Source organism: Halobacillus kuroshimensis DSM 18393 (assembly GCF_000425705.1).
GTDB classification, from domain to species: Bacteria; Bacillota; Bacilli; order Bacillales; family Halobacillaceae; genus Halobacillus; species Halobacillus kuroshimensis.
In genome coordinates this window covers 56,166-73,940 of the sequence record NZ_AUDY01000009.1, presented here as the reverse complement: position 1 = coordinate 73,940, position 17,775 = coordinate 56,166, and the positions used below count along the sequence as shown (strand labels likewise).

General features: G+C 48.2%; 24 protein-coding genes. All 24 read right to left on the bottom strand.

What is annotated here, in order from left to right:
- Nucleotides 1-4 precede the first annotated feature (4 nt).
- The 24 genes from H615_RS0108400 to H615_RS0108290 all read right to left on the bottom strand — a co-directional run bounded on the left by H615_RS0108400 (nucleotide 5) and on the right by H615_RS0108290 (nucleotide 17,757).
- A complete protein-coding gene (locus tag H615_RS0108400; RefSeq protein ID WP_027954732.1) occupies nucleotides 5-553 on the bottom strand; it encodes a F0F1 ATP synthase subunit delta in 549 nt (182 codons plus the stop codon).
- Nucleotides 550-1,074 (bottom strand): F0F1 ATP synthase subunit B, encoded by a 525-nt coding sequence (gene atpF, locus H615_RS0108395; protein ID WP_027954731.1) that lies wholly within the window; start codon nucleotides 1,072-1,074, stop codon nucleotides 550-552. The genes H615_RS0108400 and atpF overlap by 4 nt, the downstream gene beginning before the upstream one ends.
- A gap of 220 nt (nucleotides 1,075-1,294) precedes the next feature.
- Nucleotides 1,295-1,507 carry a F0F1 ATP synthase subunit C gene (gene atpE, locus H615_RS0108390; protein ID WP_014644824.1) on the bottom strand — a complete coding sequence of 71 codons (213 nt, stop codon included), beginning with the start codon at nucleotides 1,505-1,507 and terminating at the stop codon, nucleotides 1,295-1,297.
- 51 nt (nucleotides 1,508-1,558) lie between these two features.
- Nucleotides 1,559-2,281, bottom strand: coding sequence for a F0F1 ATP synthase subunit A (atpB, locus tag H615_RS0108385; protein WP_027954730.1), 723 nt, complete (start codon nucleotides 2,279-2,281; stop codon nucleotides 1,559-1,561).
- A gap of 24 nt (nucleotides 2,282-2,305) precedes the next feature.
- Nucleotides 2,306-2,674 carry an ATP synthase subunit I gene (locus H615_RS0108380; protein WP_027954729.1) on the bottom strand — a complete coding sequence of 123 codons (369 nt, stop codon included), beginning with the start codon at nucleotides 2,672-2,674 and terminating at the stop codon, nucleotides 2,306-2,308.
- A 1-nt stretch (nucleotide 2,675) separates the two neighbouring features.
- On the bottom strand, nucleotides 2,676-2,894 hold the full coding sequence (locus H615_RS0108375; protein ID WP_027954728.1) for an AtpZ/AtpI family protein: 219 nt from the start codon (nucleotides 2,892-2,894) through the stop codon (nucleotides 2,676-2,678).
- A 248-nt stretch (nucleotides 2,895-3,142) separates the two neighbouring features.
- Complete coding sequence (locus H615_RS0108370) at nucleotides 3,143-5,299, bottom strand: S8 family serine peptidase (protein WP_027954727.1); 2,157 nt, start codon at nucleotides 5,297-5,299, stop codon at nucleotides 3,143-3,145.
- A gap of 94 nt (nucleotides 5,300-5,393) precedes the next feature.
- The gene (wecB, locus tag H615_RS0108365; protein WP_027954726.1) at nucleotides 5,394-6,545 is read right to left on the bottom strand and encodes a non-hydrolyzing UDP-N-acetylglucosamine 2-epimerase; all 1,152 of its coding nucleotides are present in this window, start codon (nucleotides 6,543-6,545) and stop codon (nucleotides 5,394-5,396) included.
- A 39-nt stretch (nucleotides 6,546-6,584) separates the two neighbouring features.
- On the bottom strand, nucleotides 6,585-7,217 hold the full coding sequence (gene upp, locus H615_RS0108360; RefSeq protein ID WP_027954725.1) for a uracil phosphoribosyltransferase: 633 nt from the start codon (nucleotides 7,215-7,217) through the stop codon (nucleotides 6,585-6,587).
- Nucleotides 7,218-7,417: 200 nt separating this feature from the next.
- Nucleotides 7,418-8,674, bottom strand: a complete 1,257-nt coding sequence (gene glyA, locus H615_RS0108355; protein WP_027954724.1) for a serine hydroxymethyltransferase — start codon at nucleotides 8,672-8,674, stop codon at nucleotides 7,418-7,420.
- Between the two features lie 26 nt (nucleotides 8,675-8,700).
- Nucleotides 8,701-9,270, bottom strand: a complete 570-nt coding sequence (locus H615_RS0108350; RefSeq protein ID WP_027954723.1) for a TIGR01440 family protein — start codon at nucleotides 9,268-9,270, stop codon at nucleotides 8,701-8,703.
- A gap of 138 nt (nucleotides 9,271-9,408) precedes the next feature.
- Entirely contained in the window at nucleotides 9,409-9,849 is a 441-nt protein-coding gene (gene rpiB / locus H615_RS0108345) for a ribose 5-phosphate isomerase B (RefSeq protein WP_027954722.1), read from the bottom strand.
- A gap of 119 nt (nucleotides 9,850-9,968) precedes the next feature.
- Nucleotides 9,969-10,577, bottom strand: a complete 609-nt coding sequence (locus H615_RS0108340) for a low molecular weight protein arginine phosphatase (protein WP_027954721.1) — start codon at nucleotides 10,575-10,577, stop codon at nucleotides 9,969-9,971.
- 72 nt (nucleotides 10,578-10,649) lie between these two features.
- On the bottom strand, nucleotides 10,650-11,186 hold the full coding sequence (locus H615_RS0108335) for a manganese efflux pump MntP (protein ID WP_027954720.1): 537 nt from the start codon (nucleotides 11,184-11,186) through the stop codon (nucleotides 10,650-10,652).
- 59 nt (nucleotides 11,187-11,245) lie between these two features.
- Nucleotides 11,246-12,280 carry an L-threonylcarbamoyladenylate synthase gene (locus H615_RS0108330; protein WP_027954719.1) on the bottom strand — a complete coding sequence of 345 codons (1,035 nt, stop codon included), beginning with the start codon at nucleotides 12,278-12,280 and terminating at the stop codon, nucleotides 11,246-11,248.
- A gap of 223 nt (nucleotides 12,281-12,503) precedes the next feature.
- Nucleotides 12,504-12,818 (bottom strand): hypothetical protein, encoded by a 315-nt coding sequence (locus H615_RS0108325; RefSeq protein WP_027954718.1) that lies wholly within the window; start codon nucleotides 12,816-12,818, stop codon nucleotides 12,504-12,506.
- 52 nt (nucleotides 12,819-12,870) lie between these two features.
- A complete protein-coding gene (gene spoIIR, locus H615_RS0108320) occupies nucleotides 12,871-13,479 on the bottom strand; it encodes a stage II sporulation protein R (RefSeq protein ID WP_027954717.1) in 609 nt (202 codons plus the stop codon).
- A gap of 96 nt (nucleotides 13,480-13,575) precedes the next feature.
- The gene (gene prmC / locus H615_RS0108315; protein WP_035531727.1) at nucleotides 13,576-14,445 is read right to left on the bottom strand and encodes a peptide chain release factor N(5)-glutamine methyltransferase; all 870 of its coding nucleotides are present in this window, start codon (nucleotides 14,443-14,445) and stop codon (nucleotides 13,576-13,578) included.
- A 1-nt stretch (nucleotide 14,446) separates the two neighbouring features.
- Nucleotides 14,447-15,517, bottom strand: coding sequence for a peptide chain release factor 1 (gene prfA / locus H615_RS0108310; protein WP_027954715.1), 1,071 nt, complete (start codon nucleotides 15,515-15,517; stop codon nucleotides 14,447-14,449).
- A gap of 117 nt (nucleotides 15,518-15,634) precedes the next feature.
- Nucleotides 15,635-16,039 carry a hypothetical protein gene (locus tag H615_RS0108305; RefSeq protein ID WP_027954714.1) on the bottom strand — a complete coding sequence of 135 codons (405 nt, stop codon included), beginning with the start codon at nucleotides 16,037-16,039 and terminating at the stop codon, nucleotides 15,635-15,637.
- A gap of 122 nt (nucleotides 16,040-16,161) precedes the next feature.
- Nucleotides 16,162-16,443: a four-helix bundle copper-binding protein gene (locus tag H615_RS0108300; RefSeq protein WP_027954713.1), complete on the bottom strand. Its 282-nt coding sequence runs from the start codon at nucleotides 16,441-16,443 to the stop codon at nucleotides 16,162-16,164.
- Nucleotides 16,444-16,610: 167 nt separating this feature from the next.
- Nucleotides 16,611-17,225 carry a thymidine kinase gene (locus tag H615_RS0108295; RefSeq protein ID WP_035531831.1) on the bottom strand — a complete coding sequence of 205 codons (615 nt, stop codon included), beginning with the start codon at nucleotides 17,223-17,225 and terminating at the stop codon, nucleotides 16,611-16,613.
- Complete coding sequence (locus tag H615_RS22310; protein ID WP_156896464.1) at nucleotides 17,194-17,346, bottom strand: hypothetical protein; 153 nt, start codon at nucleotides 17,344-17,346, stop codon at nucleotides 17,194-17,196. Before H615_RS22310 ends, H615_RS0108295 begins: the two co-directional genes overlap by 32 nt.
- A gap of 165 nt (nucleotides 17,347-17,511) precedes the next feature.
- The gene (locus H615_RS0108290; RefSeq protein WP_027954711.1) at nucleotides 17,512-17,757 is read right to left on the bottom strand and encodes a type B 50S ribosomal protein L31; all 246 of its coding nucleotides are present in this window, start codon (nucleotides 17,755-17,757) and stop codon (nucleotides 17,512-17,514) included.
- Nucleotides 17,758-17,775 lie beyond the last annotated feature (18 nt).

The window sequence follows — 17,775 nt, the reverse complement described above, 5'->3', positions numbered from 1 at the left end:
CCTATCATCTATTGTTCGTGGAAAGAAGCTTCCGTTCTATACGGCGCAGTTTTCCACTGACAGAACCATCAAAAATGCGATTCCCTACACGCAGGCGGATGCCGCCGATAATGGAGGGGTCTACGATATTTGTCAGGTTCAAGGATTGCTTCCCGACTTTCGGTGCAAAAGATTCGGATATACGCTGTTTTTCAGCTTCGGAAAGCTGACGGACAGAGTAGACATCCGCATCTGCAATTCCTTTGGCATCATTCATCATCCGAATGTAATCCTGGATCATATCCAGAATAATATCCTCACGGTGTCTCTCCACCAAAAGTTTCAATAAGTTCACGATCTCTTCAGAGAAGGACTGAAAAGACTCGGCGATCATTGTCTTCTTTTGATCGATGGAGAAACGAGGGTGCTTAAGAAAAGAGATGATCTCTTCACTGCTTCGGAATACTTCTTTCAGCGTCTGCAGTTCTGTTTCAAACTTCTCCAGCTTGGATCTTTCCTGTCCCAGCTGAAAAAGAGCATCGGCATAACGGTGGGCAATGATCGACTGACTCATCGCTTCTCGCCTGCCTCATCGATATACTGGTTGATCAAAGCTTCCTGATCTTTTTCAGAAAGTTCTTTTTCAATCACTTTGGAAGCGATCATGACAGACATGCCTGCCACCTGATCTTTAAGAGCCTGAACGGCTTTTTCTTTCTCCTGCTCGATTTCCTGACGCGCTGATTCCTTCAGGCGCTCAGCTTCCGCACGGGCAGAATCGAGAATATCACGTTCCTGCTCTCCCGCCGTCTTGCGAGCATCTTCGATAATCTTCTGTGCATCCTGACGAGTGGCCTTCAGTTCATCTGAAGCTTCACGCTGCATACGGTGAGCTTCTTCACGGCTTTTCTCAGCCGTATTTATTTCATTGGCTACATAATCTTCACGATCTTTCATCATTTTCATCAATGGTCCCCAAGCAAACTTCCCTAACAGGGCAAGAAGACCAAGGAAGAAAACAAGCTGAACGATCATATCACCGATTAACAGTCCTCCCTCAGCACCGAGGACCAGATTAGCTGCGAATCCTTGCACAGTTTTCACTCCTCTCCACACCAAATCATCACGAAAGCTGCCTGTCCCCATCCAGTATGGCTGAGGCTAGACAAGCGAAAAACCCGGCTTCCGCTGGCTGTACAGCTTCCGTCGAAGTTTTCCTCCTGTGACTTGCGGGTATAAAGTTTTCATAAAGTATAAAGGAAAGGCGAAGATCGATTGAGTTGAACTTCGCCAAAAGCGTATATACTCGTCCTGATTATTGTCCCATTACGATGAATGCAATAACTACGCCGATGATAGGAATCGCCTCGACTAGTGCAACACCGATGAACATCGTTGTTTGAAGAGCACTGCGGAGTTCCGGCTGACGCGCGATACCTTCGACTGTACGACTTACGATTAGACCGTTACCAATACCAGCACCCAGTGCTGCTAAACCTACTGCAATTGCAGCTGCTAAAAGACCCATAATGAAAATCCTCCTCAATATTTTAAAAAAATTTGTTTATGATGCTTTATATTAATGATCTTCGCTCACCTTGTGAGACATGTAGACCATCGTTAACATAACGAAAATAAACGCCTGGATGAAACCAATAAACGTACTAAAGCCCATCCACGCAACCATCGGTACCGTGGCACCAAGGAAACCGCCGACGCCTGTTGTTGCCAATCCAACCAATAAGCTCAACAGAATTTCACCAGCATAGATGTTCCCGTAAAGACGCAGACCAAGTGTCAGCGTGTTGGAGAACTCCTCAATAATCTTAAATGGCAATAAGAATGGCAGCGGACGGACAAAGCCTTTGGCATATTCCTTCCCGCCTCTCAACTTAACGCCATAATAGTGGGACAATACGACGACGAGGGTAGCCAGGGTTAATGTGATACCCGGATCTGCTGTCGGAGATTTCCACCAGAGAGTGTGTCCTACTACACCATTCGTGACGACCCCAAGCATGTTGGCCACAAATATGTAGGCGAATAATGTCAACCCAAGCGGCAGGAATAACCTACCTGTCCTCCAGTCCATGTTGGACCCTATGATCCCTTTAATGAAATCGATGAGCCATTCCATGAAGTTTTGGTAACCTTTAGGATAACGCTTCATGTTACGTGTTGCCGCTACGCCGAGGATAAAGACAATCAATGATGCGACAAACATCATCAGAACGTTTGATAAGTTAAAATCCAGCCAACCAATACCAAACGCATCCTCATAAATCGGTGCTTCATGATTCAAACTGTTCACCTGCCTTCCATCATGCTATACTGTTGATTTATTGAACAGATAATCTATCAAAATGACAATGTAGGCTGTCATTAAGCCCAGAACTACAGAAATTAAATGGAAATATTCTTCATATTGAAGGGCGATGACTGCAGCTAAAGCGCCGGAAGCCAGTCGCGTAAATGTGCCAATCCCTCTTACGGAGCGGTTGTCTGAGGAAGCTTCTCCTAATTTGCGGATCTTTCTCTGCATGAGCCAGAGGTTGTAGTAGCTCAATGCACTTCCAAGCAGAAGTCCAAGGAAAATTGGCTGCCAAGGGGTAATCCCCCAACCAAGTACAAATAATGCCAGAAGGTAGAACATCCATTTTCGCTGACGGGTAATCATCTGATGATATCCTTGCATGTTAATCGTCTCCCGTATACGTCCGTACTAAATGAATGGTTCCATATGTACCTGCACCTAACCCAAGGAATAATCCAATGATTAAGAATGTGGGTTCAGTGGAATAGTGACTGTCCACCCATTTCCCTAAAAAAACACCTGCGAGCGGACCGCCTGCAAGCTGGGAAAGAATACTGCTGGTCAGCGCCATCGCTTTAAAAGGAGGATCGTATTTTTTCAATCATTTCCTTCCCTTCCACTTTCAGGATGGCATCTGCAAGTCACCTATGAAAACCTTATCATTCCACACTATGTAAGAATACAATAGGGGTGGTTTCATGTCAATGTGTTTGTGATTAAAAATACAAAGGATTGACACCGTTCGATCACATTTCCGTCACAATTGTGACACAATCTTCCTGCATAAAAATAACCACGATTCCAAAGCCACAGATAAGCACCACAGAACCTCGTTCTGCGGTGCTTTTTTTATCGATTCCCTTCTATATATACAGGGAAAGCATAGCTTGCCTTCTCCCCGCCATGCACAATTTCCACCACTGCTGTATACATCCCTGCCAGATCCTGATTCTTGACAGAGACTTCCCCTTCCACCATGCCGGCTTCCTGTTCCCCCAGCTCCACAAGAGTGGCTGCCCACATCATCGTCCCCGCACGATACAGGTCAATAACAATACCATCCACGGGATCCGAAAGGTGAAAACGGTATTCGGCCTTTTCCCCAGCCGGCCACCTTTGGGTGAACTCAAATCCTGAAACCCATTCATAGGTCGATTTCTGATTCACGTACATATAAGGAACATGGTAAGGCACCCCACCTGCTTGAAAGGACACGTACCCTTCCTGCACGCCGTCGTCCAGGAACGATCCATTCAACCCAAGTCCTATGCTGACTTCCTTTGTTTCATTACCTTCAAGACGGAATGGCAGCGGCAGCTCCCATGTCTCCCCCTGTTTTCTCTCCGGTTGTTGAAACCGGACCTCTACAGCTTCGTCGGTTCGGTTTTCCAAGGTTAATGCAAGGTTTTTTCGCTCCAGTCGTCCTTCAACTTTTCCAATGACCATGTCCTCCTGATGAAAAAGAAGCGGCGGTTGAAGAGCTTCCTTCATATTAAATACCCCTGCGCCCTGTTCCGTCGGAAGAAATGACTCTCCTTTTCCCTCCATCACATCCGCTGTACTTACCAACGCACTCTTGATTTCTTTCGGCGTCCAGTCCGGATGCGCTTCCTTCAACAAGGCTGCCGCACCGGCAATGTGCGGGGCGGCCATACTCGTGCCCTGCAGAGATGTATAGCCGCCCGGGATTGTACTCCATACAGCTACACCAGGTGCAAGGAGATCAGGTTTGACCTCCCAGTTTGTTGTGACAGGCCCGCGTGAACTGAATGGAGCCACTTGCTCATCCTCCGGAAGCATGACGGTTTCGACCCATTGGTTCTGCTCGACGGCCTTTTCCTTCAGCCACAGCCCTTCCTTCTTTGTCAGCGAGGCTGCCGGAATCGGGATCCTGCTTCCATTCAGCCCGCCACTGAATGAACCCTCTTCATGATTGTAGATGAGCACAGCCTCCGCTCCCGCTTGATACGCCTTTAAGGCTTTTTCGAAAAAAGGCAGCCCTCCACGCTCAAACAAGACGATGTGCCCACGGGCATCAGTCACCTCTTTCTCCCCTGTCCCTGCATAAACGACCGGATACTTTTTTTTCAGCGACCAGGGAACAGACCCGGAAAGTGTCTGGATGTTTATACTCTGTTTTTCACCAGGGATCTTCAGGGCTGGGACTTCTGTTTTCATAGAGGAGGCCCCGACGGTTACGGCAAGTCTGGAAGTGGCCGGTGAACCGACTGTCCACGCATCCGGACCTGAATTCCCTGCGGCAGCTACAACGACAGCTCCCATTTCAACGGCTTTGTTGACAGCATGCGTCGTCGGCCAATCCGGACCGTTCACATCATTCCCGAGTGAAAGGTTGATGACGTCCATACCATCTTCCACAGCTTCTTCTAGTGCGGCGATGACCTGGACAGACGTTCCCATCCCTCCTGGACCGAGCGCTCGATAAGCATACAGATCAGCATCAGGAGCCATCCCCTTCATCTCCCCATCAGCAGCAATGACTCCGGCTACATGTGTGCCGTGGATCGTCGCACCCTCTCCTTCTGTTTCCATTGGATCATCATCAAAGTCCACGGTGTCGTAGCCTCCCTGATAATTTTTCGTTAAATCAGGGTGGGTGTAATCCACACCGGTATCAATCACCCCCACTTTCACGCCCTTCCCTGTACAGGAAGTCTGCATCTCGTTACGAAGAGTGTGGGTGGAGTAGGGGATTTCGTCTGTGGCGAGGGTCTGATACTGGGTAACAGCGTGCTGGTTCCTGACCGTTTCCATCCTCGCTGCCTTTTCAAGTTCATTCACCGGGCCCTTAACGGCTGCGGCATTCAACAGAGTGTCATATCGGGCGACAACTTCAAGCCTCGGAAACGTCCGCTCCAGTTCATCAACAAACTCTGCCACGGGCTGTTCCACCTCTATGATGATGGTGACCTCTTCATCGGGCTCCGGAGCACGAAAGCCTGAAACCATCAGGAAGACAGACATTATCGGAACCAAAAGTTTCATAACGGTGCGCTCCTTTTTATGATAGCTTCTGCCAGTAAAGAACGATTATACTTCCATAAAAAAAAGCTGAGCTCGAATGAGCTCAGCTTCCTTTTTATTCGTCAATTTCAAAAGCTGCCGGCTTTTCCTGCCTGCGGCCGAAATAATATTGGATGGCTTCTGCAATGCGCGCAGATGCTTGTCCATCTCCATAAGGGTTGGACGCCTTCGCCATCTGTTCATGCTTCTCATCTTCAGATAAAAGCTCATGAGCAAGGTGGAAAATATGGTCTTCATCTGTTCCGGCAAGTTTTAACGTACCTGCTTCAATCCCCTCAGGGCGTTCAGTCGTATCACGAAGGACAAGGACAGGTACACCGAGAGACGGTGCTTCTTCCTGCACACCGCCGGAATCGGTCAGAATCAAATGTGCACGGGAAGCAAAGTTATGAAAGTCGATGACATCAAGAGGATCAATCAATTTAATCCGGTCATCATCACCAAGAATGCTGTCCGCCGTTTCTTTGACAACTGGATTCAGATGAACTGGATAGACGACTTCAATATCTTCGTGTTCCTGAACGAGACGCTTAATCGCTCTGAACATCTGCTCCATATTGTTACCGAGGTTTTCCCTGCGGTGCGCCGTCATTAACACAAGACGCTTGGAGCCGACTTCATCCAGTACAGCCGATTGATAATCTGCCCGGACGGTCGTCTGCAGTGCATCGATGGCCGTATTTCCGGTTACGAAAATATGGTCCTCTGATTTATTCTCAGCGATCAGGTTATCCCTGGACTTGTTCGTCGGAGCAAAATGAAGATCTGCCATGACACCTGTCAGCTGCCTGTTCATTTCTTCCGGGAACGGCGAGTACTTATTCCACGTGCGAAGTCCAGCCTCCACGTGCCCGACAGGAATCTGATTGTAATAGGCTGCAAGGGAAGCTGCGAATGTTGTGGTCGTATCTCCGTGCACCAGAACAACATCCGGCTTTGTTTCCTTCATGACGTTATCCAGACCTTCCAGCGCCCTCGTCGTTACCTGGGCGAGTGTCTGCCGGTCTTTCATAATATCCAGATCATAATCAGGAGTGATGTCAAAGATCGTCAGCACCTGATCCAGCATTTCGCGGTGCTGAGCGGTTACTGTTACAATCGGCTCAAACTCGTCACTGCGCTTTTTCAATTCCAATACAAGCGGAGCCATTTTGATAGCTTCCGGTCTTGTACCAAAAATGGTCATTACTTTAATTCGCTCTGCCATGGTGCTCCCTCCTTCTGTTGAGGAATAGTAGCCGTACGTTTACTTCGTGCCATATAGACGGTCGCCGGCGTCGCCGAGACCAGGGACAATATAGCCTTTTTCATTCAGTTTTTCATCAAGGGCTGCCAGGTAGATATCAACATCCGGGTGCTCTGCCTGAACAGCTTCTACACCTTCAGGCGCCGCTACAAGGCACATCAGGCGGATTTGGCGTGCTCCACGTTTCTTCAAGGAGTGGATTGCTTCATTGGCAGATCCGCCTGTGGCCAGCATCGGATCGATGACAATCAGTTCACGTTCTTCGATATCACTTGGAAGTTTGACATAATACTCCACCGGCTTCAGCGTCTCAGGATCACGATATAGTCCAACGTGACCGATTTTCGCAGCTGGAATCAATTGTATAATTCCATCCACCATACCCAAGCCTGCACGTAAAATAGGAACAAGGCCGATTTTCTTCCCTGTCAGCACTTTCGCTCTGGCCTGTTCCACAACAGGCGTATCAATTTCAACTTCTTCCAATGGAAGATCGCGTGTGATTTCAAAAGCCATAAGAGCAGCTACTTCATCCACGAGCTCACGAAAGTCTTTCGTCCCCGTCTCTTTTTTACGTATGTAGGTCAACTTATGTTGAATCAAAGGGTGATCCAGTACATAAACGTTTGCCATTGCCATTCACTCCTTCTCAAAATTTACATCCTTTAAATTGTACTGAAAAAGCCTCTCTCCTGCAACCCGGATTTCATTTCGATTTCCTTACAAAATGTTAATTTCCTTTATGAACAGCATAGGATAATCATTCACAGATGGATGGAAAATGAAAAGAATCCATAAAGAAAGAGCTGCCTGTATACAGGCAGCTCTTCGTGTCAGATGGACGAATAATTTAACGTCTGGTATAGAGGAAAGCGGGAAGTGAGTGCACGAACGCGCTTCTCTGCTTCTTTCATTTTCTCTTCATCTTCATGGTGGTCAAGCGTGAAGGCAATCAGATCTGCGATTTCTTCCATTTCCGCTTCCTTGAAGCCACGGCTTGTGACGGCAGCTGTTCCGATCCGGATGCCGCTCGTAACGAAGGGACTCTCAGGGTCAAACGGAATGGCGTTTTTGTTCGTTGTCAGTCCAATGGCATCCAAGGATTTCTCAACGACTTTCCCGGTCAACTCCTTGCTTCTTAAGTCCAGTAACAGCAAATGGTTGTCCGTTCCGCCGGAAACAATATCCACACCTTTATTTACTAGAGCCTCTCCAAGGTGCTTGGCATTAGCAATCACCTGGCGGGAATACTGTTTGAATTCAGGCTGCAGCGCTTCTTTAAAGGAGACCGCCTTCGCTGCGATGATATGCATAAGCGGGCCGCCCTGCATACCAGGGAAAACGTTCTTGTCAATTTTCTTCGCAAACTCTTTTTCACAGAGGATCATTCCACCACGAGGACCACGGAGAGTCTTGTGGGTCGTAGTTGTTACAAACTGGGCGTGAGGAACAGGGTTTGGATGAAGGCCGGATGCTACAAGTCCTGCAATGTGAGCCATATCCACCATCAGGTAGGCACCCACTTCATCAGCAATCTCCCGGAATTTTGCAAAATCAATTTCTCTCGGATAGGCACTGGCACCAGCAACAATCAGCTTCGGCTGGACTTCTTTGGCTTTTGCGAGCACAGCGTCATAATCGATTTTCTGATCGTTTTCATCAACGCCGTACTCTTCAAAGTTGTACAGCTTCCCACTGAAGTTCACTGGACTGCCGTGTGTTAAGTGACCACCATGGCTGAGGTTCATGCCGAGTACAGTATCGCCGTGCTCCAATACTGTAAAGTAAACAGCCATATTTGCCTGAGCTCCGGAGTGGGGCTGAACGTTTACGTGTTCCGCTCCAAACAATTCTTTGGCACGATCGCGCGCAAGGTTTTCCACGACGTCCACGTGCTCACAGCCGCCGTAGTAGCGGCGCCCTGGGTACCCTTCTGCATATTTGTTCGTGAGTACAGAACCCATGGCTTCCATGACGGCTTCAGAAACAAAGTTTTCAGAGGCAATTAGTTCAATATTATCCTGTTGGCGTTGTCTTTCATTCTCCATCGCGGCAAAGATTTCTGCATCTGCTGTTTTTACATGATTCATCGTATTTCGTTCCCCTTTCATGGCTCTTAGTCACAAAACGATCCTTCTGTATCCCTTTCATACACTGCCCGTGCTCCACCGATGAGTGGAGGCCGGGTTTTAGCTGCTGTCATGTGGGCTTGTCCCACTGTTTTCTGCTTTAATCGGACAGGAACAGCCACCCGCTTCAAATGCATGCCGATCAGCGTGTCTCCGATATCCAGACCTCCCGCTGCCTCTACGGCTTCAACAAGGACTGGATCCTTCAAATGCTTAAAGGCATAGGAAGCCATCGATCCTCCCGCCTTCGGAACAGGAACCGCCGCAACTTCCCGCAGCCGCTCACGCTCAAGTACGGAGCGTTCCACCACCAGAGCCCTGTTCAAATGTTCACAACATTGAAAAGCCAGGTCGACACCGTCGACAGACTGAATGTCCAGCAAAGCATGAAAAACAGATTCGGCGATCGCCTCGCTGCCGGATGTGCCGATACGCTCTCCGGCAATTTCACTGGTCGAACAACCGACTACAAACACACCCTTCTGAAGAATATCAGATTCAAGCAGCTCATCTGTCAGCTGCTTCATATCATTCTCCACATGATTCCATTGCGCCATTTCCCCGCACCTCCTTTGGTAAGTACCCGGAACACCGGTAACACAGGCTTTATGATAAAAAAGGAGAAGCTGATTCTGCTCCTCCTTTTTTATCGCAGCGAAAGCTGTAAGACCTCCGCATTTCTATATCCCATTGTATTACTTATTTTCATATTCGGCAATCTTACTTACACGTCTTTCGTGACGACCAGCCTCGAAATCTGTAGATACCCACGTTCTGGCAATTTCCCTCGCCAGGCCTGGCCCGATGACGCGCTCTCCCATGCACAGGACATTGGAGTCATTATGTTCGCGTGTGACCTTTGCCGTAAATAAATCATGCACCAAGGCAGCTCGAATACCTTTCACTTTGTTTGCGGAAATGGACATCCCGATGCCCGTCCCACAGATTAAAATGGCTTTATCAAATTCACCGGCCGCTACGCGCTCCGCTGCCGGTATCGCGTAATCCGGATAATCCACCGATTCTTCACAATCACAGCCGGCATCCTCAAACGTTACGTCCAGTTCTGTCAGGACCTCTGCTACTTCTCTACGTAAATTCACACCGCCGTGATCGGAGGCAAGAATGACTTTCATTTACGGACACTCCCCTCTTCTACATTCCACTATATCGTGCCAGTTTCCTATAGGACTGTCAATGAATAGAAAGAAGGGAAATCCTTATGTACACACGTCCCCCGGAGGGGCCCGTTTTTTTATGACTGCTCATCCTTCAGCTTGTCTACGAGAACGTCGATGTGGCGGCTGAGTTCATCCCTGGTCCTCCGATATACATTCAGGCTTCCTCCGAACGGATCCGTAATATTCACATCCGGGAGTTGTCTTTCCAAACGTTCAATCCGTGTAATCTCATCGTCCAGCTCTTCACGGAGTCTGGATTCGAGTTCTTCATCATTAAGATGATGGTATTTGGCGAGCAGGCTTGTTCGCTTTTCTTCAAAATGGCTGTAAAGTTCTTTCAATTCCCCCCACTGATTTTCATCAATGAGTACGTATTCCTTCAGGGTGAAGAACCTGTCCTGATGGTCAGGATACTGAATCGCAAGCGTCTGCTTATGGCGGTCTGTCATTGTCAGGACTAGGTCTGCCCATTCAAGGGTTTCAGCTGAAACCGGACTCGTCTGGTGGTTCAGTGACAGGTCGATTTCACGTAGAACAAGGTTGGAGTTTTCCGCTAACGGTTCTCCTTTTCCGGCAAAAATCCCTGCAGAACGCACCTTGTCCTGATCGTATTTTGATTTGAGAATCGCTTCTGCCATCGGACTGCGGCATGTATTACCTGTACATACAAATAAGATATTCATTTCCAATTTCTCCTCATATAGAATCCGTTTTATTCCATCATATCACAGAGGATTCTCTTCCTGAAAGAATGCTCAAAAGATGGCATAGAGGCCGAGGGCACACAGGATACTGCCTCCCAGGAGCTCGCTGTAAATCCCCATGAAAGCTCCGGCCCTTCTTCCTATAAGAAAGCCCGTCCACGTCAACAGCATGCTGAACAGGCCGAATGATGCAATCGTTATCATCACATCCGCCTCCCGCAGCCCCAGACTGAAGCCGACAGGAAAGCTGTCGATACTGACACTTAATGCAAACAACCAGAACCCAACTCCGCTGAGACGATAGGACACTACGTGTTTTTCCGTAAATGAAGCAAATACGGTATAGGCACCGAGACCGAACAGCATGAAGCCTCCAGCCATTTCCGCCCACTCGCTCGCACCGGCAGACAACCACTGTCCGAGAAGCATTCCCAATCCAGGCATGAAAATATGAAAAAGCCCGATGGCCATCCCTGTCAGCAGGACATATCTCATACGCACCGCCTGCATTCCTATCCCTAACGACACAGAGAAAGCATCCAACCCCAAAGCGATGGAAAGCAGCAGCAGTGAAGATAATTGTTCCAACGAAAAACCCCCTCCCCGGACATGCTGTATCATCGTATGCGCGAGGAGGGGGAGCTATGTCATTGGTCTTTGACCTTTTTCTCAGCAGCTTTATTCAGACGGTTCATCACAGCAGCACCTACCCCGGTTTCCGGGAAGGACTCGCACAAAATAACATCAACATCCGCTTCCTTGAACTCACGGAGAGCACCGTACAAGCCTTCCGCCACTTCTGAAAGATGGCGGCGGGATCCACAGCGGATGATCCGGTCGTGATCAAGGAAATCCGCCAGTTCCCGACTTGCAATGATCCCGACCCGTTCTCCACGGGATTTACACGCAGTCAGCGTTTCAGCAAAAAAGGAATCGTCCCCTTCCACAAGCCAGAGCGGAGCTTCCGGTGCATAATGCTTATATTTCATACCGGGAGACTTAGGGGCTTCGGCACTGCCGGCCAAAGCCGGATCCACTTCAACGCGGGGGATTACAGTCTCTAAATCTTCCTTCGTCACTCCCCCGGGCCTTAAAATGACCGGAACCTCCGCAGTAATATCCAGCACTGTTGATTCCAGACCGACTCCTGTCGGTCCCCCATCAAGGATACCGGCAATCCGCCCATCCAGATCCTGATAGACGTGGGCAGCGGTCGTCGGACTCGGACGGCCGGAGCGGTTGGCACTCGGAGCAGCCAGCGGTGTATCGGCCGCCTCCAAAAGAGCCAGAGCCAACGGATGATCCGGCATACGGACAGCGACCGTCGACAATCCAGCCGTCACATTTTCCGCTGCAGATCCATTGCTTTGAAAAATCAAGGTAAGCGGGCCTGGCCAGAAAGCATCCATAAGTTCAGCTGCTACCGGAGGAATTTCCACTGCCAGACTTTCCACCTGGGCACGGTCCGATACATGGACAATCAAAGGGTTATCTGAAGGACGCCCTTTGGCTTCAAAAATTTCCTGGACGGCTTTTTTGTTGGTTGCATCAGCACCCAGTCCATATACCGTTTCCGTTGGAAAAGCTACCACCTGCTGATCCAGCAGCAGCTGCGCCGCTTCCCGGACAGCTTCGTCGGTTTTCTGTGGATGATTCAACCTTTTCCACATCTTCGTTTGCATACTCATGTTCCGTACTCCTTTGTTCTAGGTAAATATCTACATATATTATGATGAATTCTACAATATATCGCAAATTTAGACATTATTCACAAGATGTCCTCAAGTTATCCACAAAAATACCCACATATCCAAAGAATCCGTTAGTAACTTGGAAGATGAATCCACCATTGTACACAGGTTATCAACAACAAAAAGGCCGATTGTGAATAAATCGCTTAGTTATTCACAATTCAGCATGGGACCCTTCATATATCCACAATCTTTTTTCGACATCTTCCAGACGGAACCCCTGGTGCTGTAAAAGAAGGTCCAGCGTTTGGGAATGACTCTCCACATGGAGCGGCCCCATGTTCTTATCCTGTACATAAACCTGGATCAGCTCAAAAATCTGCAGGATTGTTCCAGGCGTCACCGTATCCTGCACATGCAGTTTCTCCATTTTCCGACCGACAGACACAGGCGTCAGACAAAAAGAGCCTACAGCCGTTTTCTCCTTAACCAACCGGAAGTTTTGATCGTCTATTTGTTTAATAAACATGATAGAATCCACCCCTTTGGTTCACTCTATGAAAAGAGGGGTGGATTCTATGCTAGGAAAATAGACTTTCCCATATCTCTACAACGAAAAATTTCACTTCTTTTTCTTCCTTCTCTTCTTTCACATCTTCCTCATTGTCCGAAGGTGTTTCTTCAGCTTCAGCTACACTTGTACCGTTTGAAAAATCAAGGAAGCATAAAGGAGGAAACAGAACACACCACCAGTTGTCGCCATTCCCTTTTCCGAGCGTAATCAACACCGCTTCATACTCTCCGGCTGGATAAATATATGACCCGTAGAGCTTTGTTGGAAACTTTACGTTTTCCCCGTAATCCACCGTATAGGAGGAACGCTTCCCCTCGGCTTTCAACGTCTCTTCAACAATGACTTCCAATTCAGGGAGCCGGGATTCGATTAACTGTCTGGCGGATTCTACAGATGTGAGATCTTTCACCCATTCTGTAATTTCAGCATTCACTTGGTCGCGCACCTTCCGTTTGATACGCTGATCCTCTCCGTCATTGCTGTCTGCAAGAATCCGGAGACGAATCGCTTCATCAGGGATCACCTGATAATCTACATCGGCTTCTGAGCGCTGCCCCCACGGCAGAACGGTAATAAGAATAATTAAACTGAATAATAGCAGTACACTGTTTTTCATTGTCCTCTTCCTCCCCGTCCCTTACTAGTTGCTAGTATGGACAGGGAGGAAATATCTTAAACCATTGACCTATGAATCTATTAAAAAACCAGAACCTTATTCTGTTTTCCTCCGGCTGGCAAAAACCATCCGGTCCCGTCCGTTGATATCCGTTCTGACCTCGGCCTGGAAGCCGGGCAGCAGTTGTTCAATCATAGAGGAGACCTGTTCTCCCTGAAGCCAGCCAATTTCAAAGGCGAGGAGAAGAGGCTTCTGTTCCGCATGCGCAACCTGAGTGAGAATACGTCTGTAGGCGGCCAGCCCTTCTTCTTCCGCAAATAACGCAAGGGAAGGATCAAAATCAAGAACGGTATCATCCATCAACGCTTTTTCTTCTTCAGAAATATAAGGAGGATTTGAAACGAGAATATCAAAAGGTTCATGCTGTACAGGGGATAGGAAATCACCCTGGTAAAACTGAATATCCACCTCGTGGCGCCGCGCATTGGCTGCTGCTACTTTCAGGGCTGCGTCGGATATATCCACAGCGGTCACTTCACTTCCCGGTATTTCCAATGAAGCTGTAATGGCAATGATCCCGCTTCCTGTTCCAAGATCCACAATCTTTGGCGATGCTATTTTTTCGGCACGTGCCCATTCCATGACACCAAGGACAAGTTCTTCCGTTTCCGGACGTGGTATGAGAACATCCGGCGTCACTTTGAACTCCCGGCCAAAAAAGGAAGCAGAACCAAGCAGGTGCTGAACGGGCTCTCCTGTCTCCGCATGCGCCCGGACAGCTTTGATGAAGTTCTTTTTCACTTCCTCATTCAATGGCTCATCTTCATAGGCAAGCATTTTCGAAAAGTTCCACCCCAGATATCCTTCGAGTAAAAGCTGGGCGGCCTGTGTCTCCCTGTCATGCTCCTGCAAAAAAAGAGAAGCCCAGCGGCGGGCTTCCCGAATCGTCGTAAAAGTAGGCTGCATACTATTCACCAAGCTGTTCCATTTTTTTCGTCTGCTCTTCGATCAACAGGGCATCAATGATTTCATCCATGTTTCCCTGAAGAATCTGGTCGAGCTTCTGTAACGTCAAACCGATGCGGTGATCGGTCACACGTGTTTGCGGGAAGTTATACGTACGGATACGCTCGGAGCGGTCCCCTGTACCTACAGCAGATTTACGGTTTTCATCGTATTCTGCTTGTGCTTCCTGTTGGAATTTATCATAAACACGAGCACGAAGAACTTTCATCGCCTTCTCTTTGTTCTTGATTTGTGATTTTTCATCCTGACAAGATACAACAGTTCCTGTTGGTTCATGAGTCAGACGCACGGCGGACATGGTCGTGTTGACACTTTGTCCTCCTGGACCACTTGAAGCAAACGTATCGACTCGGATATCTTTATCGTGCAGCTCTACTTCGACTTCTTCCGCTTCAGGCATAACTACGACAGTCGCGGTAGAAGTATGAATACGTCCGCCTGATTCCGTTTCAGGTACACGCTGCACGCGGTGAGCGCCGTTCTCAAACTTCAGCTTGGAAAAGGCCATGTTTCCAGACACCATAAAGATAATTTCTTTATAACCGCCGACATCACTTGCATTTGCTTCAATGACTTCTGTCTTCCACCCCTGAGCCTCTGCATAGCGTGCGTACATGCGGTAAAGGTCACCAGCAAATAGAGCCGCTTCATCCCCACCGGCTGCGCCGCGCACTTCCATGATGACGTTCTTGTCATCGTTCGGGTCTTTCGGAAGCATAAGGACCTTCAAGCGCTCTTCAAGATCTTGTTTGCGTGTGGAAAGTTCATGAATTTCTTCTTTGACCATTTCCACCATATCCGCATCCATTTTGTCGTCAAGCATCGCTTTTGCATCATCCAGCTGCTCGGTCACTTCTTTATATTCACGATAGGCAGTCACGGTATCCTGCAATCCGGATTGTTCTTTGGAATACTCGCGCAGTTTATTCGTATCAGAAATTATTTCAGGATCACTAAGTAATTCATTCAACTTTTCATAACGATCTTCTAATGTTTGTAAACGTTCGATCAATGGTATGCACCTCTTTCTCCATAACAGTCTAATTATATTATAGAGCGCCTGGAGATACAACAACCCCGGAGAAGCACCAAACAAAACCGGCACCAATACGGGGCCGGTCCACGAACGTCACTTTATTTTGACATGGATATCATAACGGGGGACAGCTTTGTAAACCGCTTCCCCAACCTGGTCCTTCCACTCCTGCCGTTCTTCCTCTGACATGTCCTCTTCACCAGCTATATCAACGGTAACCCAAATCTGGTCCGCCTCCATAATGACGCGTTTAACCGCCACCCCTTCCAACTGCTGGGCGGCTGTCTTGACCAATTCACGATCCTGTTTCAGACCCCATGTATGACCGACTTTATTTACAGATCGCGGGTTCTCATCTTCCATAGTCACTTCATTGTTCAATCCCATGTTCTCTACATCGTCACGGCTCGTCTGCCCCTGATATTTTTCCACCTGTGTCCCACAGCCGGCAGCAAGCAGGCACAGCACAGCGGCTGGTATCAATACGTGCTGTTTCAAGGTATCACCTCTTATCCTTTTAGGCCTAGTATGACCAGAAGAGGTGAGGGTATGTAAAAAGGGCCCAAGCCGGTTTGCACCATGCTGAAACAAGCGGTTCACCTTGATGGGGCCGCTTGCTGTTACACAAGTTTCCTTAACCGGCGGGGATCCTCCTTCATGTGATATTCCAGTTCTTCACACAATTCCGCATAGTCAAGGCACATCTTGTATGTCCTGCTGGATCGGCTGTCCCCGAGCTTTAAACATTCGTCGGCGCTGGAACGGCACACTTCTGCACACGATTGAGCCAAGTCGCGGCTCAAAGGACTGTTTTTTTGAACCACTTCCACCGCATACTTATAGGCATTCATGCATTCTTCCAGCAAATTGGATTTCTCCATAAGATAAGGGCCTGTTTTCATTTTTTCCACTCCTTTTCCAAGGGGTAAAGACGATAGAAATCCTCCATTTTTCCATAGAATACCACATCCACGCCAATGAAAAACCACCGTCAGCACATCGAACCACACCCATCCCGTTTGAAGCATAAAAAAACAGCCGGTATCGAGACCGGCTGTTTTTAAACAGGTTACTCCGCATAAGCGGCTTTTATTTCCTTCTGCCTGGGTTTGTTCGGCACTTCATGATGATGACGGCAGCGTGGCTCGTAGGATTCTGATGCTCCCACTAGAATAACCGGATCATCATAAGAGGCCGGCTCCCCATCAATTAAACGCTGCGTACGGCTTGCCGGCGATCCGCAGACAGGGCAGATCGCGTTCAATTTTGTCACACTTTCACTAAGAGCCATCAGCTCAGGCATCTTACCGAAAGGTTCTCCCCTGAAGTCCGTATCCAAACCAGCGACGATGACGCGTATGCCTTTATCTGCGAGGCATTCGACTACTTCTACGATATGTTCGTCAAAAAACTGCACTTCGTCAATTCCTACAACATCCATTTCATCCGTGACATGCTGCAGAATATCTAAAGAGTTTTTTACCGGCCGCGCCGTCACTGAAGTCCCGTTATGGGAAACTACAGCATCTTCCTTATAACGGTCATCGATCGCAGGTTTGTACACGCGCACATTCAAGTTTCCAAAGGTTGCCCGTCTTACCCTGCGGATCAGCTCTTCTGATTTTCCACTGAACATGCTTCCGCAGATCAGTTCAACCCATCCGCTCTGTTTCATCACATACACGTCCACTGTCGCTCCCTTCTCCATCAATCAAGCTCAATCCAGCAAAATTGTTTCGTTTATCCTGTATCTCATCAAAAAAGAGCTTCCTCGGCAGCCCCGGATCCCACCGCGGCTCAAACACCAAGGACAGCTCCCTAATATTCATACTTCCCCGGGAATCAGCTGTTCAGTCTTTTGAACCTCTTTTCCCGCATTTTTTTGACAAAAAAACAGGCAAACCTTTGAGACAATTTGCCTGTTTTTGTTCAAAATGATGATGTCCCCTTCCGTGGAAGGCGGATCATAATTATGAAAGGTTATATTTCTTCTTGAAGCGATCCACACGGCCGCCAGCTTTGTCAGCTTTCTGCTTACCTGTGTAGAACGGGTGAGACGCAGAACTAATCTCTACACGGATCAATGGGTAAGTGTTTCCATCTTCCCACTCGATCGTTTCTTCAGAAGTCTTAGTAGATCCTGTTAGAAACTTGAAATTAGAACTTGTGTCTAGGAATACGACTTTACGGTATTCTGGATGAATTCCTGATTTCATGTTCTTCCACTCCTTTTT

Bases quoted from the DNA above. Each gene is read 5' to 3' on its own strand.
- H615_RS0108400 (WP_027954732.1), bottom strand. From the start codon at position 553: ATGAGTCAGTCGATCATTGCCCACCGTTATGCCGATGCTCTTTTTCAG.
- atpE (WP_014644824.1), bottom strand. From the start codon at position 1,507: ATGGGTCTTTTAGCAGCTGCAATTGCAGTAGGTTTAGCAGCACTGGGT.
- H615_RS0108380 (WP_027954729.1), bottom strand. From the start codon at position 2,674: ATGCAAGGATATCATCAGATGATTACCCGTCAGCGAAAATGGATGTTC.
- H615_RS0108370 (WP_027954727.1), bottom strand. From the start codon at position 5,299: ATGAAACTTTTGGTTCCGATAATGTCTGTCTTCCTGATGGTTTCAGGC.
- wecB (WP_027954726.1), bottom strand. From the start codon at position 6,545: ATGGCAGAGCGAATTAAAGTAATGACCATTTTTGGTACAAGACCGGAA.
- upp (WP_027954725.1), bottom strand. From the start codon at position 7,217: ATGGCAAACGTTTATGTACTGGATCACCCTTTGATTCAACATAAGTTG.
- glyA (WP_027954724.1), bottom strand. From the start codon at position 8,674: ATGAATCATGTAAAAACAGCAGATGCAGAAATCTTTGCCGCGATGGAG.
- H615_RS0108350 (WP_027954723.1), bottom strand. From the start codon at position 9,270: ATGGCGCAATGGAATCATGTGGAGAATGATATGAAGCAGCTGACAGAT.
- rpiB (WP_027954722.1), bottom strand. From the start codon at position 9,849: ATGAAAGTCATTCTTGCCTCCGATCACGGCGGTGTGAATTTACGTAGA.
- H615_RS0108340 (WP_027954721.1), bottom strand. From the start codon at position 10,577: ATGAATATCTTATTTGTATGTACAGGTAATACATGCCGCAGTCCGATG.
- H615_RS0108330 (WP_027954719.1), bottom strand. From the start codon at position 12,280: ATGCAAACGAAGATGTGGAAAAGGTTGAATCATCCACAGAAAACCGAC.
- H615_RS0108325 (WP_027954718.1), bottom strand. From the start codon at position 12,818: ATGTTTATTAAACAAATAGACGATCAAAACTTCCGGTTGGTTAAGGAG.
- spoIIR (WP_027954717.1), bottom strand. From the start codon at position 13,479: ATGAAAAACAGTGTACTGCTATTATTCAGTTTAATTATTCTTATTACC.
- prmC (WP_035531727.1), bottom strand. From the start codon at position 14,445: ATGCAGCCTACTTTTACGACGATTCGGGAAGCCCGCCGCTGGGCTTCT.
- H615_RS0108300 (WP_027954713.1), bottom strand. From the start codon at position 16,443: ATGAAAACAGGCCCTTATCTTATGGAGAAATCCAATTTGCTGGAAGAA.
- H615_RS0108290 (WP_027954711.1), bottom strand. From the start codon at position 17,757: ATGAAATCAGGAATTCATCCAGAATACCGTAAAGTCGTATTCCTAGAC.